The sequence below is a fragment of the Novosphingobium sp. RL4 genome (genome assembly GCF_035658495.1).
Lineage (GTDB): Bacteria > Pseudomonadota > Alphaproteobacteria > Sphingomonadales > Sphingomonadaceae > Novosphingobium.
The window spans coordinates 2620520-2646058 of record NZ_CP141944.1 but is presented as its reverse complement, the minus strand read 5'-3'; the positions used below and the strand labels follow the sequence as shown (position 1 = coordinate 2646058).

Sequence of the window (25539 nt, the reverse complement as noted above, 5' to 3'; positions counted from 1 at the left end):
TTTTTTCCTGGACCTTGCACCCTGTTAATCGCGGAACGGCCCAAAGAGCAATGTTCATTGCTGCAAGTCCCTTCGCCATTTCCGCGCAAGTCGCTAAGAGACGCGCATGGAATGGATTCTCGCCCTCGTCTTGGGTTACGCTCTCGGTTCGGTGCCCTTCGGCCTGCTCATCACTCGCATCGCCGGCGCCGGCGATCTACGCTCGATCGGCTCCGGGAATATCGGCGCCACCAACGTGCTGCGCACGGGGCGCAAGGGGCTTGCCGCCGCCACTCTCCTGCTCGACCTGCTGAAAGGCCTCGCCGCCGTGCTGATCGCGGCGCATTTCCTGCCGGAATGGACCTGGCTTGCGGCGCTCGGCGCCTTTATCGGGCACTGCTTCCCCGTCTGGCTGCGTTTCCGGGGCGGCAAGGGCGTGGCGACCACCGCAGGCATCGCCTTTGGGCTCGCCTGGCCGGTGGGGCTGGCCTATGCCCTGACATGGATCGGCCTGCTGCTGACCGTGCGCATCTCCTCGGTGGCGGGCATGACGGCAGCGGTGGTCGCGCCCATCGCCGCGCTCGCGCTGGGGCATGGAGAGGCTTCGGCCGTGCTTGCCGTGATCGCGGCGGTGGTGCTGTTCCAGCACCGTGAGAATATCGCCCGGCTTCGCGCCGGCACCGAGCCGAAGATCGGGAGCGGCAAGAAGCCGTGAGCGAGGCCGGGGGGCAGGCTCGGGGGGAGCAAGGGCAAACGCTTTCGCAGGAGGAAGCCTTCGCGCGCATCCGGCTGCTGCGTTCCCCCAATGTCGGCCCGGTCACTTACATGCAGTTGATGGGCCGCTTCGGCGGCGCCCGTGCGGCGATAGAGGCGTTGCCGGGGCTCGCGGGCAGGGCGGGCAAGCCTTACCAGGCCGCTCCGGAGCGCGCCGTCCACGCCGAGATCGCGCAAGTTCGCAAGGCCGGCGCGCGGTACCTGTTTCACGATTCGACCGACTATCCGGCGCTGCTCACCCATTCCGAAGGCGCGCCGCCTATCCTCACCCTTCGCGGCGACAGTGCCATGCTGTCACGCCCGTGCATCGCGGTGGTGGGCGCGCGCAACGCTTCGGCAGGTGCCGTGCGCATCGCGCGGGATTTCGCGCATGGACTGGCGGAGGCCGGTTTCACGGTCGTCTCCGGTCTGGCGCGCGGGATAGACGGCGCGGCGCACGAGGGTTCTCTCGCGTCGGGGGCGCCGGGCGGAACGGTAGGCGTGATCGCCAGCGGCATCGACATCGCCTATCCCCCGCAACATGCCGCCTTGCAGGAACGGGTCGCCCGCGAAGGCGTGCTGCTGGCTGAGCAGCCGCCCGGAACCGAACCGCTGGCCCGCCATTTCCCGACCCGCAACCGCATCATCGCCGGGCTTGCTGCCGGAACGCTGGTGGTGGAGGCCGCGCCGAAATCCGGTTCGCTCATCACCGCAAGGCTGGCGGGCGAGATGGGCCGGGAAGTCATGGCCGTTCCCGGATCGCCGCTCGATCCGCGTTCCCATGGCTGCAACCAGCTCATCCGTGACGGCGCGATGCTCGTGCAGTCGGTGGAGGATGTGATCGAGCTGTTGTCGGGCTTCGACGGCTTGCCGCGCAGCAGCTTCCGCGAAGTCTCGGCAGCATGGCATGCCGTTTCCGACGTGGATCTCGGCGCCCCGCCGGCCGATCTGGACGGCGATATCGAGAACCTTCTGACAACCGCGCCGGTGACGGTGGACGAACTGATCCGGCAATCGGGCGCCGGCGCGGCTTCGGTCCAGCTGGCCTTGCTGGAACTCGAGATCGGCGGGCGCCTGCTGCGCCATGCTGGCGGAAGGGTCAGCCTCGGGTAACGGGCGCGGTCGCTCAGGGTGCCCAGCGGTTTTCGCGAATCCAGCGGTTGTAGAGCAGCTTCGTGCCCCGGGTGACGGGGAGGCCGGCATGTTCGGTGAGGGTATCGAGGCTGCGGTCCGGCAGCGCATTGCGGAATAGCACGGCGTCGCCGACACGGCCCTTCAATTGCAGGCCGGTCTTGAGGAAGGCGGTCTCTCCGCCTTCATAGCCGTCGTTCAGCCAGACCAGCACGGTGGCGATGCGCTGGTTGGGGGAGGCTTGCACGAAATCGTAATGCGGTCGGTATTGCTGGCCATCGCGGTAGCGCAGCACTTGCGCCGCTTCGCCGTTCTCTGGAGGGAGCCCGGCAAGCGCGGCGATGCGGCGGTTCAGGGCATGGATCGCAGGGTCTTCGAGCAGCCAGTGCAGGACCGAGCCATCGGAAGAGCGGATCGGGTCCCGCACCAGCTCGCGTTGCCGATTGTAGACCATGGAGGGCTGGAAGCTGCTGGACGCCACGGCGGTGACGTAATCACATTCTTCCCGTGTGAAGAGCTTCCGGAACACCTGCACGAACGGAGCGGAGCTCGCCTGTTCCGCTATGGCTTGCCCAACCGGGTTACCCTCCGCGTCGAGCTTCATGGAGCCGATCAGGTCCAGTGCCTTGCGGCGGGGCGCGATCTTCGTTGCCTCGAGCCGGAGCCGGGCAAGGGCGGCCTGCCAGTCCCTGCGCCCGGCCACGCCGTTCGCCAGGAGATTGGTCGCGAAAACATGGGCATCCGCATCGCCGCGCAGGGAGGCAAGTTCGAAGAGGCGCCGGGCATCGACGGGATCCTGTTCGATATCGCCGCCCCAGCGCATGATCCCCAGCGTGTATATCGCGCGTGCCAGCCCTCCGACGGCAAGGCGCTGGATGATCGTCAGGCCTTCGGTCTTGCGGCCTTGCGTGAACAGGGCGATGCCGTGATCCAGTTCCGTCTGTGCCATGGTGTCGGTATTCTGCATGGCGCCGGTATGGCAAACTTGCGAAAAGCCTGCCAGTGGCCCTGGTTATGCAAAAGCGCTGTCGCGGCGGCGGCAGTATCGCTTCACGGCTATTGCGCCGCGGAGAAGGATCGGTAACGCGTTGATGCTATTGGGCTGCGGACAGGGATCGGGGGAGCACGCGAATGAAGATCAGCTTTGGAGATATCACGGGAGAGGCCTTCGCCATCCTGCGGGAGCATAAGGCACTGATCATCCCGCTGGTGGCGGCAATGACGGCGGGGTTTGCCGTGATGGACCTCGTTTCCGACAAGCTCGGCAACTTCAGCGGCATCATTTCGAGCGTTTTCGTCCAGTATATCTTCCTTGAGCAAGTGCTCTCCGTGCGTTCGGAGCGGCGGCGGTTCGGATCGATGCTCGGCGCCAGTATGCTGGCGGGGCTGGGTATCATCGTCGGTCTGGTTTTCCTCGTGCTGCCGGGATTGTTCGTTGCCGTGCGGTGGGCGCTGGCGCCGGCCTATGTGGTGACCGAAGGGCAGCGGGCTTCGGAATCGCTGTCGTCGAGCTGGGATGCGACACGGGAAAACTGGCTTCCGCTGATGCTCGTCTATCTGGTCCTGGCGGTGCCTTCGCTGGTCATTCTGGTGGGCATCGGCTTCTCGCTCGGATTTTCTGGAGCGACGCCGGGCTGGGTCGAGACAGTGCTGCTCAACCTGATGGTTACCGTGTTCACGGTGGGCAACTGGGCCATCGTGGCGGCAGCCTTCCGCCTGCTGGGCGAGCGCCGCGACGATCTGGAATCGCTTTTCGCCTGAACCGGGCGGAATGTCGGGCGCCGAATCTCCGCGCTTGACGAAGCCCTCAATCGCTTCCCACCCTATGCGTACACGTATATGCGCACGCGTAAGGGCGCATTGGCGCTTAGGGGCACACAGAGTCTAAAAGTATGCAGCTAGTCATCGTAGAATCGCCGGCCAAGGCGAAGACCATCGAGAAGTACCTCGGCAAGGACTACAAGGTTCTCGCCAGCTACGGCCATGTCCGCGACCTTCCGCCCAAGGACGGCTCCGTCCGTCCGGACGAGGGTTTCGAGATGGACTGGGAGCTCTACGGCGACAAGCAGAAGCAGGTGAAGGCGATCGCCGATGCCGCCAAGGGGGCCGATCGCCTGATCCTGGCGACTGACCCTGATCGCGAGGGCGAGGCGATTTCGTGGCACGTGCGCGAGCTGCTGGCCAAGCGCCGGGTGCTGCCCAAGGACGTGCAGCGCGTCACTTTCAACGCCATCACCAAGGAAACCGTCACCAAGGCGATGACCCAGCCGCGCGAGCTGGACCAGGACCTGATCGATGCCTACCTCGCCCGCCGCGCGCTGGACTATCTGTTCGGCTTCACGCTGTCGCCGGTGCTCTGGCGCAAGCTGCCGGGTGCCAAGTCGGCCGGCCGCGTGCAGTCGGTGGCGCTGCGCCTGATCGTCGATCGCGAACGCGAGATCGAGGCGTTCAAGCCGCAGGAGTACTGGTCGGTCGCGGCGCAGATGGCGCATGACGGCACGGACTTCACCGCCAAGCTCGTGGCGTTCGAGGGCAAGAAGCTCGACCGCCTGAGCATCGGCGAGGAAGGCACCGCGATGCGGGCCCAGGCCGCCGTCGAAAGGGGCGCCTTCAAGGTCGAGTCGGTCGAGACCAAGCCGCACAAGCGCAATCCGCAGCCGCCGTTCACCACTTCGACGCTGCAGCAGGAGGCGGCACGCAAGCTCGGTTTCTCGGCCAGCCAGACGATGCGCGTGGCGCAGACGCTCTACGAGGCGGGCGCCATAACCTACATGCGTACCGACGGCGTGCAGATGGACCCGAGCGCGATCTCCGCCGCGCGCGCCGCGATCACGGACCGTTTCTCGGGGCACTACCTGCCCGAGCAGCCGCGCATCTACCAGACCAAGGCCAAGAACGCGCAGGAAGCGCACGAGGCCATCCGTCCTACCGAGTTCACCCGCGACCGCTTCGGCTCGGGCGATGAGGCGCGCCTCTACGACCTGATCTTCAAGCGCGCCATGGCCAGCCAGATGGCTTCGGCCGCGCTGGAGAGGACCACCGTTACCTTGCGCGACGGCACCGGCCAGCACGAGCTGCGCGCCTCGGGCCAGGTCGTGAAGTTCCCGGGCTTCCTTGCCGTCTACGAGGAAGGGCAGGACAACAAGTCCGACGATGAGGACGGCGGCCTGCTGCCGTTCATGAAGTCGGGCGACATGCCCGCCAAGAAGGACGTCACCGCCGAACAGCACTTCACCCAGCCGCCGCCGCGCTTCTCGGAAGCGAGCCTGGTCAAGCGTCTGGAAGAACTGGGCATCGGCCGTCCTTCGACTTATGCGGCGACGATCCAGGTCATCAAGGATCGCAACTACGTCCGCACCGAGAAAAACCGTTTCTTTGCAGAGGAATCGGGCCGACTTCTCACATCGTTCCTCGAACGCTTCTTCCAGCGCTATGTCGCCTATGACTTCACGGCGGGCATGGAGGACGAACTCGACAACGTCTCCGGCGGCCGTCAGGAATGGAAGGCGCTGCTCGAAGCCTTCTGGCGTGACTTCAAGCCGAAGTCGGATGAGGTCATGGAGAAGAAGCCCTCGGAAGTGACTGAGGCGCTTGACGAATTCCTGTCCGATTACCTCTTCCCGCCGAAGGCCGACGGCACCGATCCGCGCCTTTGCCCCAAGTGCGGCGAAGGCCGCCTGTCGCTGCGCGGCGGGCGTTATGGTGCCTTCGTCGCCTGCTCGAACTATCCGGAGTGCAAGTTCACGCGCAAGTTCGCGCAGCCCGGCGGCAGTGCCGAGGGCGGCGACGACGAGGTGCTGGGCCAGGACCCCGAGACCGGGCTCGAGATCGTCCGCCGCACCGGCCGGTTCGGACCTTACATCCAGCTCGGCGAGGGCAAGGAAGCCAAGCGCGCGTCGATCCCCAAGGACATCGACGAATTGACGCTGGAGTGGGGGATCAAGCTGCTCAGCTTGCCGCGTACCATCGGCCCGCACCCGGAAACCGGCAACGACATCACCGCCAGCATCGGCCGCTACGGTCCCTATCTGGCGCATAACGGCAAGTATGCCCGCCTGCGTTCGACCGCCGAAGTGTTCGAGACGGGTATGAACATGGCCGTCACCAAGCTTGCCGAAGCGGCGGCGGGCGCCGGTGCGCGCGGTTCGCGTGCCGCGGCAGAGCCGATCAAGGTGCTGGGCGCTCACCCGACTTCGGGCGGCGAGATCAAGGTGCTGGCGGGCCGTTACGGTCCCTACGTCACCGACGGCACCACCAACGCGACCCTCCCGCGTGACCAGAAGCCGGAAGATCTGACCGCCGAGCAGGCGATCGTGTTGATCGATGAAAAGGCCGCCAAGGGGCCGGCCAAGGGCAAGAAGAAGGCAGCGCCGAAGAAGGCCGCCGCCAAGAAGGCTCCGGCCAAGAAGGCTCCGGCTAAGAAGGCTGCCGCGAAGGACGACGGAGAAAAGCCCGCCGCCGCGAAGAAGCCTGCTGCAAAGAAGCCTGCCGCCAAAAAGACAGCTGCCAAGGCTCCGGCCAAGGCCAAGAAGGAAGCCGCGGAATGAGCGACAAGATCGCCAAGCACAAGCAGCCCTGGAAGCCGGAGGAACTGCAGAAGCTCCAGGTTCTCGCCGGAAAGGGCAAGGGCCTGAAGGAAATCGCCAAGGCCCTCAACCGCACCGAGGAATCGACCAAGGATGCCGCGCGCCAGCACGGCATCGCCGTCGCCAAGGCGCGCTGAGGTTCACCGCCTGAGGCGGTAGAGACCGAATTTCCGCGTACCGATTACCACGCCCTCGTAGCGCTCGTAGGAGCGCGCGAGGGCGTTTCGTATCAGCGCCCGCGTTCTGAAATTGGGCTGGTTGGGGCGGCTCGATTCCGCGACCACGATCACGCCGGGACGCAAGGCGAGCACGCGGGAGACTTCCGCCACCGGATCGACGCCGAGCGCTCCGGCTTCGTTCATCGCGTTGAGATGGCTGGGATAGGCGAAGCGTGTCGGGATGCAGGCGCGGGTGGTGCGATAGAGCGCGCTGTCGCCTTCGTAGACGTAGAGGCAGCGGCCGTGCAATTCGCGGGATACGGCCGCGCTGGCGGCGGCGAACTCGGTCGAGGTTCCGCGCTCGCGGACTTGCAGCGCAGGGACGATGACGGCGCCGAGCAGGCCGAACCCGAGCAGCAACCGTCCGTACCATCGCTCGCCCGGGGCGCTGCGTGCCAAGGCAGGGGCGGCCAGGACGCAGAGCGGTACGAGCACCGGGCCGAGGTAATGATCGTACCACGTCCCGAACGCGAGAAACCCTAGCACGGCGCTGAGCGCCCAGATGCGGATGCCGGTCAGGATAGCCGGATGAAAGGCGGGCAGGGGCGACAAGCGGCGCGGCGCCAGAATGATGGCCAGCGCGAAGGGGATCAGCGCCAGCGCCTCCTTGGCAAGCTGGGCGAAGGCGTCCTTCTGGTCGGTCATGCGGCCGAAGATCGAGAGGAAATTGGCCTGCACGAAAGCCTCGCCATGCCCGGTGTGGGCATAGCCTGCCCAGACCGCAAGCGTCGGGGCGAGGGCGGCTCCGGCCCAGAGCAGCGCCGTCGCGCCGAGGCGCGGCAGGCTCCAGCCATCGCGGATCCCCCGTGACAGCAGCATGAGCCCGAGCCCGACCCCCTCGAAGACGACGCTGTACTTGATCTGCATGGCAAGGCCGAGCAGCAGCATGACGCCGAGGCCGCGCCTGCCGAGTGCGGCGTCCTGCCTGCGCGCGAATGCACCGATCGCCAGCATTGCGGCGAGGGCGACAGGCAGGTTGTAGAACACCGGCGATTGCCCCAGCGCCACGTTGAACACCGGCTGGTAGATCAGGTAGGCCAGCCCCGCCGCCTGCGCGCCGCGCGGGGTTGCGATCCGGCGGGCCATGCGCTCGATCGCCAGCGCCGTCAGGACCGAAAACAGCAGCCCGGCAAGCTGATACGCCAACACCGGATCGCCAGGCAGCGCGATCAGGCTGCGATACAGGAGGAACAGGCCGTAAGGCTTGCGGTCCCAGATATCGACGTAAGGCAGGGCGCCTTCGGCCATGCGCTGGCCGACAAGCAGGTAGAACTGTTCGTCCGACTGGAATGCCGGCTTGCCGAACATCGCAAGCCTCAGCACGAAACCGGCCGCGAGATAGAGCAGGGGCGAGGCGATACCGAGCCGCCGCCCGGCCGTGAAGCCGGGGTGTGCGGCAAGGCGCCTTGCCGCCGCTCGTCCGATTGCGATCATTGCGCGACCCTTTCAGCCCCCATCGCCGTTGGAGGAAGCCGGGCGGGTGACAAGGGCGGGGGCTTCATGGCGCGCCAAGATTGCAGTCCGGCGACTACCGCGTGACGGGGACGGACTTTCGTATGGCTTGCGACAAATTCTTACACCGGGCAACTTGCGACCGATCCCGAACTCGGGCGTTGGAGTGCCATGCTGCGTATGCGAGACGAAGAGGCGGCGCTCGAACCCGCTGCCGTTGATGACCACGATTCCGGCCTGCCTATGCCGCGCAGGTTGTGGGCGATCGTGGCGATCTCCTTCGGCACGGCCCTGTTCGTGCTCGACGGGACCATTGCCAATGTGGCGCTGCCGACGATCGCCCGCGAACTGTCGGTGGAGCAGGGCGTCGTCGTCAACGTGGTGACGGTCTACCAGCTCGTCATGGTCATGGCCCTGCTGCCTTTCGCCAATCTTGGCGAGCGGCTGGGGCTGCGGCGGGTCTACCAGACGGGGCAGGTGATCTTCATGGCAGCCTCGGCGCTGGCATTCCTCGCCAACTCGCTGCCGATGCTGCTGGCGATCCGCGCCGGGCAGGCGCTTGGTGCGGGCATGGCGATGAGCGTCGGTACCGCGCTGATCCGGCAGATCTACCCCAAGGCGCGGCTCGGCAGCGGGCTGGGCATCAATTCGGTGATCGTCGCTTCGTCTAACGCGCTGGCGCCGGTGCTGGGCGGCTTCATCGTCGCCCATGCCGACTGGCGCTGGGTCTTCGTGGCGGCGGTGCCGTTCGCCCTGATCTCGCTGGTGATCGGGCGCTTCCTGCCCGATCCCGAACGCGGAGACACGCCGTTCGACTGGGTATCGGGCCTGTGGAGTGCGGGTAGCTTCGTATTGCTGATCGGCGGGGTGGAACTGGCGGCGCATGGCGGCATGGTGGAACCGGGCATTGCGGCGGCGCTGGCAGGCATCGGCTCGGCCCTGCTGCTGGCCCGCCGGGAGCGCGGAAAAACGAGCCCGGTGTTTCCGGTGGACCTCATGGCCCGTCCCGCCATCGGGCTGTCCACCATCGCCGCCGTCGCCGCCTTCATCGGTTCGGCGGCGCTGATCGTGGCGCTGCCGTTCCGGCTGGAGCAGGGCATGGGTTACAGCGCCGAGCAGGTCGGGCTGCTGGTCCTGCCGTTTCCCCTGACGATGCTGGTCGTCGCGCCCCTTGCGGGGTGGCTGTCGGACCACGTCTCGCCGTCGATCATGGGACTGGTGGGAATGACCATCGCGGTGACCGGGCTGGTGCTGCTCGGCTTCCTGCCCGACCATGCCGGCGCTTTCGCAATTGCCTGGCGGCTGGTCGTGGCCGCGTTCGGTTTCAGTCTGTTCTTCTCGCCCAACGCGCGCATGATCGTGGGCAATGCCCCGCGCGAGCGCTCGGCGGCGGCGGGCGGGTTGCTCGCTACCGGGCGCCTGTTCGGGCAGACGCTCGGCGCGGCGATGATCGGGGCGATGCTCTCGCTCGGCGCGGGACAGGGGCCGGCGCCGGCGCCGATGCTGGCGGCCGCCGGACTGGCGGCCATCGCGGCCATCGCCAGCCTCGCGCGGTGGAGGCTGGCGGAAAGGGCCTAGCGCCGACTGGGCTTGCCAGTGGCGGTCGAGGCTGTCGGCGTCGCGGTGGGCGTGGGGGACGGTTTCGGCGTGGGCGCGGTGCCGGGAACGGCGGGCGGCACGACGATCGTGGGTACACCTTGCGGTACGGACTGCGGCTGGACGGTTACCGTCGGCTTCGTCTGCTTCACGCCGCTGCGGGTCAGCCACCAGCCGATGTCGTTGGCGGTCGCCTGCATTCCGGCGAAATTGAGGTGCCATTGCAGGCCCTGCCTGCCATCATAACCCTCGGGCGAGCCGATCATCCACGGCACCGCATCGCAGGGCGTATGCGCGGCCGAAGACTGGTTCATCTCGACGACGATGGCGCCGTAGGCCTGTGCCACGCGGCCGGTGATCTCGGACAGGCGCAGGCCGATGCGGCGGACGATCGCGGCGTGTTCCTCGCTGATCGGCGTGGCGGCGCAGAGCGAGCCGGGCTGCGGCAGCGGATTGAGGTACTGCACGAAGACCAGCCGCGCGCGCGGGGCCACCGTGCGGATGCGGCGCGCGATCTCCATCATCTGCATCTCGTCGCGCGCATATTCGACTTCGGTGGGCACTTTCACCGTGCCGCAGGCGGCGCGCTTGCTGCCGGGCGGCAACTGGCTGGCGCGGTAGAGGCAGGTCGCGGTGAAAAGGTTGCCGATGTAGTTGAGATCGTTGCCGCCGATGGTCACCGTCACCAGCCGCGTCTGCGGGGTGACGGAGTTGATCTGCGGCGGAATGTCGCCCCATGGACCCAGCACGTTGTTGGTCGTCGCGCCCGAGCAGGAACGGTCGGTCAGGACCATGCCGAAGCGTTCGGCCAGCAGGGTCGGGTAATTGTTCATGCTCTGCCCGCAGCGCACCGGCGCGCCGGGCTTGGCGGGGGGCAGCATCGGGCCGGCGGCAAACGACGAGCCGATCGCGACATAGCGCTGACCGGCAAGGCTTTCCTCGACGGCGGCGACCTGGTCGTTCTCGGCCGCGCGGGCCTTCATGTAGGGGGTGGCGCAGCCGCCCAGCAGCAGGACGGCGGCCGTGATCGCCGTCGACGTGATTCGCGTCATTACTTGACCCAGTCCAGCCCGATCTCTTCGTAGATGTCGCGGGCGTCGGCCCAGTTTTCCTCGACCTTGACGTGGAGGAAGAGGTGGACCTTCTGGCCCAGCACTTCGGCCAGTTCCTTGCGGGCGGCCTCGCCGATGGACTTGATCTTGGAACCGCCTTTGCCCAGCACGATGGCGCGCTGGTTGTCGCGGGTGACGACGATCTGCTGGCGGATCTCCACCGAGCCGTCCTTGCGCTGCTCGTAGCCTTCGGGGCGCACGGCGGCGTCGTAGGGCAGCTCCTCGTGAAGCTGGCGATAGAGCTGCTCGCGCGTGATCTCGCAGGCGAGCAGGCGTTCGCTGGCGTCGGACACCTGGTCCTCGGGATAGTGCCAGGGGCCTTCGGGCATCAGCCCGGCAAGATGGGTCTTGAGTTCGGGCACGCCGTCGCCCGAGAGCGCCGAGACGAAGAACACTTCGTCGAACTCGACCTTGCCGGTCAGTTCCTGGGCCAGGACGAGAAGCGGTTCCTTGGCGCCGGCATCGACCTTGTTGATGACCAGGATCTTGCGTTCCGGGCGCGCGGCCAGGGCTTCGAGCAGGGGCTCAAGTTCATGGCGGCGCTTCTTGATGGGATCGACCACCAGCAGCACGGCGTCCGCTTCCTGCGCGCCTTCCCAGGCGGCGGCGACCATCGCGCGGTCGAGCCTGCGGCGCGGCTCGAAGATGCCGGGCGTGTCGGCCAGGATGATCTGCGTTTCATCGAGCAGGGCAATGCCCATCAGGCGGGCGCGGGTGGTCTGGGCCTTGGCGGAGACGATCGCCACTTTCTGCCCGACGAGCGCATTGACGAGCGTGGACTTGCCCGCGTTGGGGGCGCCGATGACGGCAACGAGACCGCAATGCTGGGTCATGCGAATTTCCTCATGAATTCCTCGGCGGCGCGGGTTTCGGCATCCTGCTTGGAATTGGCCGTGGCACGCGCTGCGCCGACATTATGTACTGCCACCTCGACGGTGAACTGCGAGGCATGGTCGGGGCCTGAACGCTCGACCAGCTTGTATTCGGGGGTGCGGCGGCGATTGCCCGCCGCCCATTCCTGCAGGGCGGACTTGGGATGCTTGCGCTTGCCCGTCTTGCCCTGCATCGGTTCGGCCCAGAGAGCCCTTACCATATCGCGCGCGGCTTCGAAGCCCCGCTCGGTGAAACAGGCGCCGATCAGCGCCTCCATCACGTCGCCCAGGATATTGTCGCTGTCGAGGCCGCCATCGTCGCGGGCCTGCTTGCCCAGCCGCATGTGCGGGCCGAGGCCGATCTGACGGGCGACCTGCGCGCAGGTCTGGCGGCTGACGAGCGCGTTGAGGCGCTGCGAGAGGCGGCCTTCCGCTTCCTCGCTGTTTTCGAAAAGCCATTCGGCGACCGAGAGTCCGAGAACCCGGTCGCCGAGGAATTCCAGTCGTTCGTAATTGCGCTTCTCGCCGGTGCTGCCGTGAGTGAGGGCGGCTAGCCAGAGTGCCTCGTCGGCGGGCTTGCCGCCCGAGACGCCGGCGAGGAACTCGCGGTCCTTTTGGTCAAGCACTCAGATCACGCTCCCGATCCGGCTCCAGCGCGCGGCGGTGAACCAGGTCCAGGGCTTGAGCCATTCGGCGCCGCCGTTGGTGGAGAACATCATGACGGCGGCCTTGCCCACCAGGTTGTCCTGCGGGACGATGCCGATGCCCTGGCCCTCGATCGCCGGGAAGCGGCTGTCGAGCGAGTTGTCGCGGTTGTCGCCCATCAGGAACATGTGGCCTTCGGGCACGATATAGACGCCGGTGTCGTCCTGCGGGGTCTGGCCGAGGTCGAGCACGTTGTAGCTCTTGCCGCCGGGCAGCGTCTCGCGGAACTGCGGATAGTTGCAGACCGGGTCGCCCGCGGCGTCCTTGCCCTCGAACTCCGGCGCGTAGCAATGGGTGTTGGCGGTGACCGGCAGCACGAAATCGGGCTGCTTGACGCGCGGCACGGCCTTGCCGTTGAGCCAGACCTGTCCGCCCTTCACCTGCACTTCGTCGCCGGGCAGGCCGATCACGCGCTTGATGTAGTCGACGTCGTTGCCGGGAGGCGCCTTGAAGATCACCACGTCGCCGCGATCGGGCTGGCTGGCGAGGATGCGGCCCGGGATCAGCGGCAGGCTGAAGGGCAGCGAATACTTCGAATAGCCGTAGGACCACTTGGACGCGAACAGGTAGTCCCCGTTCAGCAGGCGCGGCAGCATCGACTCGCTGGGGATGTTGAAGGGCGAGATGATGAAGCTGCGCAGCACCACCACGCCGAGAACCAGCCAGAGGAGGAAGGAGAAGAAGCCCTCGTCCTTCTTGGCATCCTTCTTGGCGTCCTTTTTGACAGGCTTTCCGCTGGCGCCCGGCGCGGGCGCGGCAGATGTTTCGGTGGTGAGGCCGGAAGTCGCGGTTTCGATGTCGCTCATGGCTCGAACCCTTGTTGCGCGCAGGGGCATCCGTCAAGTGAGATACCGAGGGAAAGCGTACCGGTATCGATCAAAAACGTCATGTTCCCGACGTGCATCTGTGCACAAGAATGACCTTGGCCTTCTCCCGCCTGCTATGCATAAGGCTGGCCCCCAACCCTGAGACAAGGAACCATGGCATGAGCGAAGCGGTGTGGAACAAGCTGGAAGCATTGCCCAAACCGACGCTTTCCGAGCTTTTCGATGCCGATTCCGGCCGTCTGGACCTGCTCGCGACCCGTCTCGAACTCGGTGACGAGACCAGCCCCGGCGCAATCCGGTTCGACTGGTCGAAGACTCACCTCGATGCCGCCCATGTCGCCGCCTTCGAGGAACTGGCCGCCGCGATGGACTTCGACGGTCGCCGCGCGGCGCTGTTCGCGGGCGAGATCGTCAACCAGACGGAAGGCCGCGCGGCCGAGCATACCGCCCAGCGCGGTGTCGGCAGCGAGGAAGGCGTCGCGACCGCGTTCGAGAACCATGCCCGCATGGCCGCCATCGTCGAGGCCATCCACCGCGGCGCCATGGGCGAGGTGAAGCACCTGATCCACGTCGGCATCGGCGGATCGGCGCTCGGCCCGGCGCTGGCGATCGACGCGCTGGCCCGCGACGGTGCCATGGTGGACGTTCATGTCGTCTCCAATATCGACGGATGCGCGCTCGAAGCCGCGTTTGCAAAGTGCGATCCGGCCACGACGATGCTGGCGGTCGCTTCCAAGACCTTCACCACCATCGAGACGATGACCAATGCGGACAGCGTGCTGGGCTGGATGCGCGAGCACGGCGTCGAAGACCCGTACGGCCGCGTCGTCGCGCTGACCGCCGCGCCGGACAAGGCGATGGAGTGGGGGGTGGACGAAACCCGCATCCTGCCGTTCTCGGAAAGCGTGGGCGGCCGCTACTCGCTGTGGTCGTCGATCGGTTTCCCGGTCGCCATGGCGCTGGGCTGGCCGGATTTCGCCGAAATGCTGGACGGCGCGGCCGCGATGGACATCCATTTCCGCGACGCCGACGGCCTCGACAACCTGCCGCTGCGCGCCGCCTTCGCCGACCAGTATTATACGCGCCTGCGCGGCTGCCAGACCCGCGCGGTCTTCGCCTATGACGAGCGTCTCGCCCTGCTGCCCGACTATCTCCAGCAGCTGGAGATGGAATCGAACGGCAAGAGCGTGAAGGTGGACGGTTCGCCGGTGGTCGCGCCGACCGCGCCGATCACCTGGGGCGGAGTCGGCACCGATGCCCAGCATGCGGTGTTTCAGCTCCTCCACCAGGGCACCAACCTCGTCCCGGTGGACTTCATCGCCGCCATCGCGCCGGGCGACGATCTCAACCCCGCGCATCACCGCATCCTCCTGTCGAACTGTTTCGCTCAGGGCGCGGCGCTGATGGCGGGCAAGGGCAGCGAAGATCCCGCGCGCGCCTATCCGGGGGACCGTCCCTCGGCGACGATCCTGCTCGACGAAGTCTCGCCCGCCACGTTCGGCGCGCTCGTGGCGTTCCATGAACACCGCACGTTCGCCAATGCCGTGCTGATGGGGATCAACCCGTTCGACCAGTTCGGCGTGGAACTGGGCAAGGAGATCGCCAAGCAGATCGAGAAGGGCGGCACCACGTTCGATCCTTCGACCGAGGCGCTGCTTCAGCTTTCCGGGATCGCCTGAACGAGAGCCTGAGCCGAAGGGGGCGTGATCATGCCCCCTTCGGCTTGTTGCTGAATTCGGCCCTGGCGCTCAGTGGCCCAGTTCAAGGCCGTCCGACCCGTCGGCATGGGCCGATGGGTAGTGCCGGGCAGAGGCAGCGGCGCTGCCGGTCAACTGGCGAAGCAGCTGCTTGCCGTCTTCCCAGCTTCCGATCTTCGAATCCGCATTGATGTGGCCGGTCTCGCCCGCGTCCACGAACTGGCTGCCCCATTGGCGGGCCAGCAGCCGTGCCGTCGGGAAGCCGATCCACGGATCGTTGCGGCTGGCCACGAGGATCGAGGGGAAGGGCAGTTCGTCGCTCGGCGTTGGCGCGAAGCCGTTCAGGCGGTCGTCGCGCGGGAAGAAGTCCACTTCCGGCGGGGCCACCAGCAGCGCGCCCACGACGGGCGAAGACCAGCCGGGCTGTTCGAATTTCGCCCACCACGCCGTCAACAGGCAGCCGAGGCTGTGCGCCACCAGCACCACCGGCCGGCCGGCGCGCTGGACCGATAGGTTCAGGCGGTTGATCCAGGTGTTGCGATGCGGCTTTTCCCAAAGGCCGAGGTCGACCATCTGGGCATTGTCCATCTCTTCGGCCCAGCGGCGCTGCCAGTGACCGGGGCCGCTGCCGTCAAGACCGGGGATGAGCAGCACCAGGGGCTCTTGCGCGGGTGCTGCGTGCTGGTTCGTCTTTGCCATTCTCTCTTCTCCCGATGCAGGAGGGGATGTCCGCCGGCGCAGGCTGTCCTGTAGGGAGCGGCTCTCGATGCGACTCCTATAAACTCAACTGTTTTAGTTGACAATGTATTTGCGGCCAGCGGAGCGCGCGTTTCGACGATCCGTTCCCGCGCTTCTGCGGGGGCATGCGGCGCGGGCGGCCTTGCGGGATGCGGGTGGAGGCGATGGGGGTGGGCAAAACACCCGTTGGCAATCGGCGATGTCCTGCCCCATATGCGCCGGTGCCCCGGAACCAGGCCGGCGCAGCAGGAGCCAAGTGCATGCCAGAATTCGACTATGACCTCTTTACCATCGGCGCAGGATCGGGCGGCGTGCGCGCCAGCCGGATCGCGGCGGCGCACGGCGCGCGCGTGGCGGTGGCCGAAGAGTACAGGGTCGGCGGCACTTGCGTGATCCGCGGCTGCGTTCCCAAGAAGATGCTGGTCTACGGCGCGCACTTCGCCGAGGACCTCGAGGACGCCAGGCAGTTCGGCTGGGACATTCCGCAAGCGACGTTCGACTGGGTGAAGCTGCGCGACAACGTGCTGGGCGACGTCGACCGGCTGAACGGAATCTACACGCAGACGCTCGAGAACAACAAGGTCGAGATATTCCACGAGCGCGCCGCGATCACCGGCCCGCACGAAATCACGCTGGCCAGCGGCGAGAAGAAGACCGCCAGGGTCATCCTCATCGCCACGGGCGCCCGCCCGATGGTGCCGTCCTGCCCCGGCCACGAACACGGCATCACCTCCAACGAGGCGTTCCACCTCGATGCCTTGCCCAAGCGCATCCTGATCGCCGGCGCAGGCTACATCGCCAACGAGTTCGCGGGCATCTTCCACCAGTTCGGATCGAAGGTGACGCTCATCAACCGCTCGGACCAGCTTCTGCGCGGCTATGACGAATCCATGCGCGATCGTCTCCTCCAGATCTCGATCACCAAGGGCATCGACTTCCGCTTCAATGCCGACTTCCGCGGCATCGAGAAGAACGCCGATGGTTCGCTCACCGTCTCGATGACCAATCACGAACCGATCGAGGTGGACTGCGTCCTCTTCGCCACCGGCCGCGTACCCAATATCGAGGGGCTCGGGCTGGAGAACGTCGGCGTGGAGCTTGACGACAAGAACGCGATCCGGGTGAATGACTATTCGCAGACCAATGTCGACTACATCTATGCCGTGGGCGACGTGACCAACCGGGTGCAGCTCACCCCCGTCGCCATCCGCGAAGGGCAGGCCTTTGCCGATACCGTGTTCGGCGACAAGCCGACGACGGTGGACTATGGCTGCATCCCCTCCGCCGTGTTCAGCCACCCGCCGATCGGCGCGGTGGGCCTGACGGAAGCGCAGGCCCGCCAGCAGCTGGGTTCGGTGGAAATCTACACCAGCGACTTCCGCCCGATGAAGAACGTCGTGGCGCATCGCAATGAACGCTCGCTCTACAAGATGGTCTGCGAAGGCACGACGGGCAAGGTCGTCGGCCTGCACATGATCGGGCCGGATGCGCCCGAGATCATCCAGGCCGCTGCCATCGCGGTGAAGGCCGGGCTCACCAAGGCGGACTTCGACGCCACCGTCGCGGTTCACCCGACGATGTCGGAAGAACTCGTGCTCATGAAGTAAGGCTGGTCGCTGGTTGGACCCCGCGTAATTGATGTAGCCACCCTGCCTGCATGTTACGAAGTCGCAAATGAACGCTTCAATGCAGGAGGGTGACCGATGTCGATCTATGCCGGATTGGATGTGAGCGACAAGACCACGCACGTTTGTATCGTCGATAACGATGGCGCGGTGTTGAAGCGCGATGTGGTGGCCAGCGATCCCGATGCGTTGGCCAAATGGCTCAATAAGCACTGCCCTGATCTAGCGCGGGTGGTGCTGGAGACGGGCCCCTTGTCGACCTTTTTGTACCACGGTCTGGCAGAACGCGAAGTGGCCGTCGCATGTATTTGTGCCCGCCATGCCAAGGGCGTGCTGTCCGCTCGGGTCAACAAAAGTGATGTCCATGATGCAGAGGGATTGGCGCAACTCGCCCGCACTGGCTGGTTCAAGCGCGTTCATATGAAAGCATCAGCCACCCACATCGACCGGGCTGCGCTGCGGATCCGTGCGCAGCTGATTACCACGCGCGTGGCCATGGCCAACCAGTTGCGCGGGTTACTGAAGTTGTTTGGCTTGCGAATGGGCAAGGTCACCACCTCCGGCAAACGCAGCGAACGTCTGGCAGCTCTTTTCCGGCAGCGCCCTGATCTCGCAGACCTTTTCGCGCCGCTTATCGCCGGTATCGAGGTCATGGAGGAACAGTTGCGCGCTTCTAATCGTCTGCTGGAAGGGCGGGCCGCGGCGGATCCGGTGTGCGTTCGGCTGATGAGCGTCCCTGGCGTTGGTCCAATCACGGCCCTGACATACACAGCCAGCGTCGAAGATCCGCATCGCTTTGCCCGAAGCGAAGATGTCGGCGCTTATGCAGGCCTTGCTCCACGTCGAAGCCAATCGGGTGACCGCGATGTGCTAGGGCATATCTCCAAAGCTGGCGATCCGATGCTGAGGCGATCTCTCTATGAGGCGGCCAATATAATGCTGTCTAGGGTGAAAAGGCCTTTTGCGCTCCAGCAATGGGGGCAAAATCTTGCGGAAATCAAAGGTAATAAGCGCGCCAAGATTGCGGTTGCCCGCAAGCTGGCTGTGCTGCTTCACTCGCTTTGGCTGAACGAGACGGAGTTTCGCTGGGCATGAAACCAGCGTTCTTCTTCCCGGTTAGCCATGCCTGGACGATCTCGCCCGGACTGTAGAGGCACAACCTCGAGTTGGACCCAGAGACGTCCCCCCTTCCGCCTGGCCGCGACCATGATGGCTTGGACACATCGCGATCAAACGCTGTCCGATGACCTCGAAGACAACCGTCGGCACCGGGAAAAAGGAATGGCCATGAGAATATCAATTAGACAACAGTCCTGTCCGACCAGCGGTCATCGCCGCGATCGGCCGGTGCTTTGCCCCCGGCGGAATAGAGAGGCGCCGTGACTGTCCATACAGTCGCGGCGCCTTTTCCGTTGGAGGCAAGGAGCGGCGGAAAACCGCAAGGTCGGCGGGATCAATCCGTGCAGGCGATCTTGGCCCGTGCAAACACATCGGTGGGGCGAAATCGACGCGAAGCTGCCGCTTTTGTGGTTTAACCGTTCGATTAAAACTATTGACCTTGGCGCTTCAACCTGCCTTAGCAGGGCAACGAATTCGTGCCGTCAAGGTCACTGCCAAGGGAACCCGGATGTCAGCCAATATCGCCGAGATGGAAAAGCGCCGCGCCGCCGCAAAGCTGGGCGGGGGCGAAAAGCGCATTGCCGCGCAGCATGCCAAGGGCAAGCTCACCGCGCGCGAACGCCTTGATATCCTGCTGGATGAGGACAGCTTCGAGGAGTTCGACCTCTACGTCGAACATGACTGCACCGATTTCGGCATGGAGAGCCAGAAGATCCCCGGAGACGGCGTGGTCACAGGCTCGGGCACCATCAACGGCCGCCTCGTCTTCGTGTTCAGCCAGGACTTCACCGTGTTCGGCGGTTCGCTCTCGCACCGTCACGCGCAGAAGATCTGCAAGCTGATGGACAACGCGATGAAGGTCGGCGCGCCGGTGATCGGCCTCAACGATTCCGGCGGCGCGCGCATCCAGGAAGGCGTGGCCTCGCTCGGCGGCTATGCCGAAGTGTTCCAGCGCAACGTGCTCGCCTCGGGCGTGGTGCCGCAGCTTTCGCTGATCATGGGCCCCTGCGCCGGCGGCGCGGTCTATTCGCCCGCCATGACCGACTTCATCTTCATGGTGAAGGACTCGTCCTACATGTTCGTCACCGGGCCGGACGTGGTGAAGACCGTGACCAACGAAGTCGTCACGCAAGAGGAACTGGGCGGCGCGATCACGCACTCCAGCAAGACCTCGGTGTCCGACCTGGCGCTGGAGAACGACATCGAGGCGCTGCTGGCGGCGCGCGATTTCTTCGACTTCCTGCCGCTGAGCAACCGCGAGGAAGTGCCCGAGCGTCCCTGCGCCGATCCGTGGGACCGTGCCGAGGAAAGCCTCGACACCGTGATCCCGCCTTCGGCCAACCAGCCTTACGACATGCATGAGGTGATCCGGAAGACGCTCGACGAGGGCGACTTCTTCGAGGTCCAGCCGCTGCATGCCGGCAACATCATCGTCGGTTTCGGCCGTATCGAGGGCAAGACCGTGGGCGTCGTCGCCAACCAGCCGATGGTGCTGGCGGGCGTGCTGGACATCAACTCGTCCAAGAAGGCTGCGCGTTTCGTGCGCTTCTGCGATGCCTTCAACATCCCGATCATCACTTTCGTGGACGTTCCGGGCTTCCTGCCGGGCACCGATCAGGAGCACAACGGCATCATCAAGCACGGCGCCAAGCTGCTGTTCGCCTATGCCGAAGCGACCGTGCCGAAGATCACCGTGATCACTCGCAAGGCCTATGGCGGCGCTTACGACGTCATGGCGTCCAAGCACCTGCGCGGCGATCTCAACTATGCCTGGCCGACCGCCGAAATCGCGGTGATGGGCGCCAAGGGCGCGGTGGAGATCATCTTCCGCGGCCTTTCGCCCGAAGGCATTGCCGAGAAGACCAGGGAATACGAAGACCGCTTCGCCAACCCCTTCGTGGCGGCGAGCCGGGGTTACATCGATGAGGTGATCTACCCGCACTCGACCCGCAAGCGCATTGCGCTGGGTCTGCGCAAGCTGCGGACCAAGAGCCTCGAAAACCCCTGGAAGAAGCACGACAACATTCCGCTTTGATCGCGTCACGGATCGCGGCGCATCGCCTGGGGGCGAGCGCTGCGATCCACTCCAGCCGCGAAAGACGGCACGCATCGAAAAACCAGATTGGGAAGTCAGGTCATGGAAGACATCTACATCGTCAGCGGCGTACGCACGGCAGTCGGCGATTTCGGCGGCTCGCTGAAGTCGTTCATGCCGTCCGATCTCGGCGGCAAGGTCGTGACCGAGGCGCTGGCCCGTGCAGGCGTTTCGCCTGAGGACGTTGGCCATATCGTCATCGGCCAGGTCATGCCGACCAGCGCCAGGGACGAGATGCTCAGCCGCGTGATCGGCCTTAACGCGGGCGTGCCGTTCGAAGTGCCTTCGATGACGCTCAACCGCCTCTGCGGATCGGGCGTGCAGGCGATCGTTTCGGCCGCGCAGATGATGAAGCTGGGCGAGGCGGGGATCACCGTCGCGGGCGGCGCGGAATCGATGTCGAACGTGCCCTATCACGACCACGGCGTGCGCTGGGGCAAGAAGATGGGCGACAACGCGCAGGAAGACGCGCTGACCCTGGGCCTGTCGGACGCCATCGGCGGCTACCACATGGGCATCACCGCCGAGAACGTGGCCGAACGCCACTGCATCTCGCGTGAGGACATGGACACGGTTGCCGCGACCAGCCACCAGCGCGCCGCCAAGGCCATCGCGGAAGGCCGCTTCAAGGAGCAGATCCTCCCCGTCGAAGTGAAGACCCGCAAGGGCGTGACCGTATTCGATACCGACGAGCATGTCCGCGCGGACACCACCGTCGAAACGCTCGGCGCGATGCGTCCAGCGTTCAAGAAGGACGGCACGGTTACCGCAGGCAATGCCTCGGGCATCAACGACGGTGCTGCCGCCGTGGTGCTGGCGACGGCCTCGGAAGTGGAAAAGCGCGGCCTCAAGCCGTTTGCGAAGATCCTCGCCTGGGGCCATGCCGGGGTCGAGCCCGCCTACATGGGCGAAGGCCCGATCAAGGCGGTGCCGGTGGCACTGGAGCGGGCCGGGCTTTCGCTGGGTCAGATTGACGTGATCGAGAGCAACGAGGCTTTCGCCGCGCAGGCCGCCGCCGTGTCCAAGGTGCTCGGCTTCGATCCGGAGAAGGTGAACCCCAACGGCTCGGGCGTATCCATCGGCCACCCGGTTGGCGCGACCGGCACGATGCTCGCCATCAAGTGCATGTACGAATTGAAGCGCACGGGTGGGAAGTACGGCCTTGTCACCATGTGCATCGGCGGCGGGCAGGGCATCGCCCTCGTGCTGGAGAACGTGGCGTGAAGCTGGGCCGTCTCAATCACATCGGCGTCGCCACGCCCGATCTCGACGCCTCGATCGCGTTCTACCGGGACGTGATGGGTGCCACCGATATTACCGAGCCGTTCGTGCTGGAAAGCCAGCAAGTGCGCGTCTGCTTCGTCAATACGCCGGGTGAGGATGGCACGGCAGGCACGCAGATCGAACTGCTCCAGCCGACAGCGACGGACTCGGCCGTGGGCAAGTGGCTGGAGAAGAACCCGCTCGGGGGCCAGCACCACATCTGCTACGAAGTGCCGGACATTCACGCCGCCAAGGCCTGGTTCGAAAGCCTTGGCAAGCGCGTGCTGGGTGAGCCGCGCATGGGCGCGCATGGGACGCTGATCTTCTTCGTCCACCCCAGGGACATGGGCGGCCAGCTTACAGAGATCATGGAAACGCCCAAGGGCGCTCACTGAGAAAGATCACGGCCCGCCGCAACCAGCGCGGGCCGGAAGGGATGCGGACTATGGCAGACATCAACGACTGGAAGGCAGCCGCCGACAAGGAGGTCAAGGGTAGGGACCTGACCTGGAACACGCCCGAGGGTATCGCGGTGAAGCCGCTCTACACCGCCGAGGACGTGACCGTCGATCCCGGCCTTCCCGGCTTCGCGCCGTTCACGCGCGGCGTGCGCGCCTCGATGTATGCCGGCCGCCCCTGGACCATCCGCCAGTACGCGGGTTTCTCCACTGCCGAGGAATCGAACGCCTTCTATCGCCGCAACCTTGCGGCGGGCCAGAAGGGCCTTTCGGTCGCCTTCGACCTTGCCACCCATCGCGGTTACGACAGCGACCATCCGCGCGTCGTGGGTGACGTCGGCAAGGCGGGCGTCGCCATCGATTCCGTCGAGGACATGAAGATCCTGTTCGACGGCATTCCGCTCGACAAGATGTCGGTCTCGATGACGATGAACGGCGCGGTGATCCCGATCCTGGCTTTCTTCATCGTTGCGGGCGAGGAGCAGGGCGTAGACCGCAAGCTGCTCGACGGGACCATCCAGAACGACATCCTCAAGGAGTTCATGGTCCGCAACACCTACATCTACCCGCCCGAGCCTTCGATGCGGATCATCTCGGACATCTTTGGCTACACCAGCCGCGAGATGCCGAAATTCAACTCGATCTCGATTTCCGGCTACCACATGCAGGAAGCCGGTGCGACGCAGGTGCAGGAACTGGCCTTCACCATCGCCGACGGCGCGGAATACGTGAAGTACGGCGTGGCATCGGGCCTCGATATCGACAAGTTCGCGGGCCGCCTGTCGTTCTTCTTCGCCATCGGCATGAACTTCTTCATGGAAGTGGCCAAGCTGCGCGCCGCGCGCGTGCTGTGGCACCGGGTCATGACGGAGCTTGGCGCCAAGGACGAACGGTCGAAGATGCTGCGCACGCACTGCCAGACGTCGGGTGTTTCGCTGCAGGAGCAGGACCCCTACAACAACGTCATTCGCACCACGATCGAGGCGATGGCCTCGATGCTGGGCGGCACCCAGTCGCTGCACACCAACGCGCTGGACGAGGCGATCGCGCTGCCGACCGACTTCTCGGCCCGCATCGCCCGCAACACGCAGATCATCATCCAGGAAGAGACCGGCATGTGCAATGTCGTCGATCCGCTGGGTGGCTCCTACTATATCGAATCGCTCACGAAGCAGCTGGTCGATCAGGCCTGGGAGATCATCGAGCGCGTGCAGGCCGAGGGCGGCATGGCCAAGGCTGTCGCCGCCGGCTGGCCCAAGGCGATGATCGAGACCGCTGCCGCTGCCCGTCAGGCCCGCGTGGACCGGGGCGACGACGTGATCGTCGGCGTCAACAAGTACCGCCTTGCCAGCGAAGACCTGCTGGAAACGCTGGAAGTGGACAACGCCAAGGTCCGCGAAGGCCAGATCGCCCGCATCGAGAAGATGAAGGCGGATCGCGACGAGGCGGCGTGCCAGGCTGCTCTCAAGGCCCTTCGCGAAGGTGCGGCGGGCGAATCGAGCATCGAGAACAACCTGCTCGCGCTGGCGGTGGAATGCGCCCGTGCGCGCGCCACGCTGGGCGAGATCAGCTCGGCCATGGAAGACAGCTTCCAGCGTTATGGTACGCAGCCGACCCCGGTGAAGGGTGTTTACGGTGCGCCTTACGAGGGCGACAGCCGCTGGCAGCAGGTGCTGGACGGCGTGGCCGCGGTGGAACGCCGCCTCGGCCGCAAGCCGAAGCTGCTGGTCGCCAAGATGGGGCAGGACGGCCACGATCGCGGCGCGAACGTGATCGCCTCGGCCTTCGGGGACATGGGCTTTGACGTGGTGTCCGGTCCGCTGTTCCAGACTCCGCAGGAAACCGTGGTGCTGGCGCTGGAAAGCGACGTGGACGTGGTGGGTGCATCGTCGCTGGCGGCGGGCCACAAGACGCTGATTCCCGAACTGATCCAGAAGCTGCGCGAAGCCGGGCGAGGGGACGTCAAGGTGATCGCGGGCGGCGTCATCCCGCCGCAAGACTACGAATATCTGCGCGGTGCGGGCGTTCAGGGCATCTACGGCCCCGGCTCCAACGTCGTGGAATGCGCGGCCGATGTGCTGCGCCTGCTCGGCCACAACATGCCGCCGGTGGGCGACGCGCTGGCCACGGCCGAGTGATGATTGCCGTGCGGGGGAACACGGGAAACTGGCACGAGACGCCGCTCCGCTCTATGCGGGCGGCATCGACTGGACTCCGGCTCCGTGCCGCGCGTCCGAACGTAACAGGAAGATTTTGATGACCGACCCCCGTTTTGAACCGCGCAACGACTGGACCCGCGAAGAGATCGCCGAACTCTTCGACCTGCCGTTCACCGAACTGGTGTTCCGCGCGGCCGAGGTTCACCGGGCCAATCACCGGGCGAACGAAGTGCAGCTTTCCACGCTGCTTTCGATCAAGACCGGCGGCTGCGTGGAAGACTGCGGCTATTGCTCGCAGTCGGTTTCGGCGAACAGCGGCGTCAAGGCAACGAAGCTGATGGAAGTGCAGCAGGTGCTCCAGCGCGCGGCGCAGGCGGCGGACCAGGGCTCCACCCGCTTCTGCATGGGCGCCGCCTGGCGCAACCCCAAGGACCGCGACATGCCCGCCATCATCGAGATGGTGAAGGGCGTGCGCGCGCTCGGGCTCGAAACCTGCATGACGCTGGGCATGCTGACGCCCGATCAGGCGGACATGCTTTCGGACGCGGGTCTCGATTACTACAACCACAACATCGACACCTCGCCCGAGCGCTATGACCAGGTGATCACCACGCGCACGATGGACGACCGTCTCGACACGCTGTCGAACGTGCGCATGGCGGGCATCAACGTCTGCTCCGGCGGCATCGTCGGCATGGGCGAGACGCGCGCCGATCGCGTGGGCTTCGTCCACACGCTGGCGACGCTGCCCGATCACCCGCAGTCGGTTCCGGTCAACGCGCTGGTGCCGGTAAAGGGCACGGTGCTGGGCGACATGCTGGCCGATACCCCGCTCGCCAAGATCGACGACGTGGAATTCGTGCGCACCGTGGCGGTCGCGCGCATCACCATGCCGCTGTCGATGGTGCGCCTCTCGGCGGGCCGCGAATCGATGTCCGAAATGACGCAGGCGATGTGCTTCATGGCCGGCGCCAACTCGATCTTCACCGGCGACCAGTTGCTCACCGCACCGAATGCCGGTGACGACAGCGACATGGCCATGTTCGCCCGCCTCGGCATCAAGCCGATGGCCATCGAACTGACCGAGGCTCAGGTCGAAGCCCAGCGCATGCCCAAGGGCTGCGCCAAGCTGGAAGCGGCTGAGTGATCCGCGC

The 25539-nt window shown here is 65.7% G+C and carries 21 protein-coding genes; 14 read left to right on the top strand and 7 right to left on the bottom strand.

What is annotated here, in order from left to right:
- Positions 1 to 106: 106 nt before the first annotated feature.
- On the top strand, positions 107 to 694 hold the full coding sequence (gene plsY, locus U9J33_RS12920) for a glycerol-3-phosphate 1-O-acyltransferase PlsY (RefSeq protein WP_132468970.1): 588 nt from the start codon (positions 107 to 109) through the stop codon (positions 692 to 694).
- Positions 691 to 1845, top strand: coding sequence for a DNA-processing protein DprA (gene dprA, locus U9J33_RS12915; protein WP_324695817.1), 1155 nt, complete (start codon positions 691 to 693; stop codon positions 1843 to 1845). The genes plsY and dprA overlap by 4 nt, the downstream gene beginning before the upstream one ends.
- Before the next feature lie 13 nt (positions 1846 to 1858).
- Here the strand turns inward: dprA and U9J33_RS12910 are convergent, their stop codons facing one another.
- The gene (locus U9J33_RS12910; protein ID WP_324695815.1) at positions 1859 to 2830 is read right to left on the bottom strand and encodes a 2OG-Fe(II) oxygenase; all 972 of its coding nucleotides are present in this window, start codon (positions 2828 to 2830) and stop codon (positions 1859 to 1861) included.
- A 164-nt stretch (positions 2831 to 2994) separates the two neighbouring features.
- Between U9J33_RS12910 and U9J33_RS12905 the strand changes: the two genes are divergently transcribed.
- From U9J33_RS12905 to U9J33_RS12895, 3 genes are all read left to right on the top strand, one after another.
- The gene (locus tag U9J33_RS12905; RefSeq protein WP_324695813.1) at positions 2995 to 3624 is read left to right on the top strand and encodes a hypothetical protein; all 630 of its coding nucleotides are present in this window, start codon (positions 2995 to 2997) and stop codon (positions 3622 to 3624) included.
- A gap of 131 nt (positions 3625 to 3755) precedes the next feature.
- A complete protein-coding gene (gene topA, locus U9J33_RS12900; protein ID WP_324695811.1) occupies positions 3756 to 6410 on the top strand; it encodes a type I DNA topoisomerase in 2655 nt (884 codons plus the stop codon).
- The gene (locus U9J33_RS12895) at positions 6407 to 6586 is read left to right on the top strand and encodes a hypothetical protein (protein WP_054440854.1); all 180 of its coding nucleotides are present in this window, start codon (positions 6407 to 6409) and stop codon (positions 6584 to 6586) included. The genes topA and U9J33_RS12895 overlap by 4 nt, the downstream gene beginning before the upstream one ends.
- A gap of 3 nt (positions 6587 to 6589) precedes the next feature.
- On the opposite strand, the gene U9J33_RS12890 is transcribed toward U9J33_RS12895, so the two are convergent.
- Positions 6590 to 8101 carry an ArnT family glycosyltransferase gene (locus U9J33_RS12890; RefSeq protein WP_324695808.1) on the bottom strand — a complete coding sequence of 504 codons (1512 nt, stop codon included), beginning with the start codon at positions 8099 to 8101 and terminating at the stop codon, positions 6590 to 6592.
- 189 nt (positions 8102 to 8290) lie between these two features.
- On the opposite strand from U9J33_RS12890, the gene U9J33_RS12885 reads away from it, so the two are divergent.
- Complete coding sequence (locus U9J33_RS12885; RefSeq protein ID WP_420719843.1) at positions 8291 to 9697, top strand: MFS transporter; 1407 nt, start codon at positions 8291 to 8293, stop codon at positions 9695 to 9697.
- On the opposite strand, the gene U9J33_RS12880 is transcribed toward U9J33_RS12885, so the two are convergent.
- The 4 genes from U9J33_RS12880 to lepB are packed head-to-tail and all read right to left on the bottom strand — an operon-like array spanning position 9694 to position 13210.
- The gene (locus tag U9J33_RS12880) at positions 9694 to 10767 is read right to left on the bottom strand and encodes an SGNH/GDSL hydrolase family protein (RefSeq protein WP_054440859.1); all 1074 of its coding nucleotides are present in this window, start codon (positions 10765 to 10767) and stop codon (positions 9694 to 9696) included. The genes U9J33_RS12885 and U9J33_RS12880 overlap by 4 nt on opposite strands.
- A complete protein-coding gene (gene era, locus U9J33_RS12875) occupies positions 10767 to 11660 on the bottom strand; it encodes a GTPase Era (RefSeq protein ID WP_054440861.1) in 894 nt (297 codons plus the stop codon). Before era ends, U9J33_RS12880 begins: the two co-directional genes overlap by 1 nt.
- Positions 11657 to 12325: a ribonuclease III gene (rnc, locus tag U9J33_RS12870; RefSeq protein WP_054440863.1), complete on the bottom strand. Its 669-nt coding sequence runs from the start codon at positions 12323 to 12325 to the stop codon at positions 11657 to 11659. Before rnc ends, era begins: the two co-directional genes overlap by 4 nt.
- A complete protein-coding gene (gene lepB, locus U9J33_RS12865; RefSeq protein ID WP_082370523.1) occupies positions 12326 to 13210 on the bottom strand; it encodes a signal peptidase I in 885 nt (294 codons plus the stop codon).
- 179 nt (positions 13211 to 13389) lie between these two features.
- Between lepB and pgi the strand changes: the two genes are divergently transcribed.
- A complete protein-coding gene (gene pgi / locus U9J33_RS12860) occupies positions 13390 to 14910 on the top strand; it encodes a glucose-6-phosphate isomerase (RefSeq protein WP_324695803.1) in 1521 nt (506 codons plus the stop codon).
- A 69-nt stretch (positions 14911 to 14979) separates the two neighbouring features.
- On the opposite strand, the gene U9J33_RS12855 is transcribed toward pgi, so the two are convergent.
- Positions 14980 to 15627 carry an RBBP9/YdeN family alpha/beta hydrolase gene (locus U9J33_RS12855; protein ID WP_132468974.1) on the bottom strand — a complete coding sequence of 216 codons (648 nt, stop codon included), beginning with the start codon at positions 15625 to 15627 and terminating at the stop codon, positions 14980 to 14982.
- 299 nt (positions 15628 to 15926) lie between these two features.
- Between U9J33_RS12855 and gor the strand changes: the two genes are divergently transcribed.
- The 7 genes from gor to bioB all read left to right on the top strand — a co-directional run bounded on the left by gor (position 15927) and on the right by bioB (position 25532).
- Complete coding sequence (gene gor, locus U9J33_RS12850) at positions 15927 to 17273, top strand: glutathione-disulfide reductase (protein WP_324695800.1); 1347 nt, start codon at positions 15927 to 15929, stop codon at positions 17271 to 17273.
- Between the two features lie 96 nt (positions 17274 to 17369).
- The gene (locus tag U9J33_RS12845) at positions 17370 to 18386 is read left to right on the top strand and encodes an IS110 family transposase (protein ID WP_185997124.1); all 1017 of its coding nucleotides are present in this window, start codon (positions 17370 to 17372) and stop codon (positions 18384 to 18386) included.
- 532 nt (positions 18387 to 18918) lie between these two features.
- Positions 18919 to 20445, top strand: coding sequence for an acyl-CoA carboxylase subunit beta (locus tag U9J33_RS12840; RefSeq protein ID WP_132468976.1), 1527 nt, complete (start codon positions 18919 to 18921; stop codon positions 20443 to 20445).
- A gap of 102 nt (positions 20446 to 20547) precedes the next feature.
- On the top strand, positions 20548 to 21729 hold the full coding sequence (bktB, locus tag U9J33_RS12835; RefSeq protein WP_324695796.1) for a beta-ketothiolase BktB: 1182 nt from the start codon (positions 20548 to 20550) through the stop codon (positions 21727 to 21729).
- On the top strand, positions 21726 to 22163 hold the full coding sequence (gene mce / locus U9J33_RS12830; protein WP_054440867.1) for a methylmalonyl-CoA epimerase: 438 nt from the start codon (positions 21726 to 21728) through the stop codon (positions 22161 to 22163). The genes bktB and mce overlap by 4 nt, the downstream gene beginning before the upstream one ends.
- A 50-nt stretch (positions 22164 to 22213) precedes the next feature.
- Positions 22214 to 24364 carry a methylmalonyl-CoA mutase gene (scpA, locus tag U9J33_RS12825; protein WP_324695794.1) on the top strand — a complete coding sequence of 717 codons (2151 nt, stop codon included), beginning with the start codon at positions 22214 to 22216 and terminating at the stop codon, positions 24362 to 24364.
- A 118-nt stretch (positions 24365 to 24482) separates the two neighbouring features.
- On the top strand, positions 24483 to 25532 hold the full coding sequence (gene bioB, locus U9J33_RS12820; RefSeq protein WP_185997129.1) for a biotin synthase BioB: 1050 nt from the start codon (positions 24483 to 24485) through the stop codon (positions 25530 to 25532).
- Positions 25533 to 25539 lie beyond the last annotated feature (7 nt).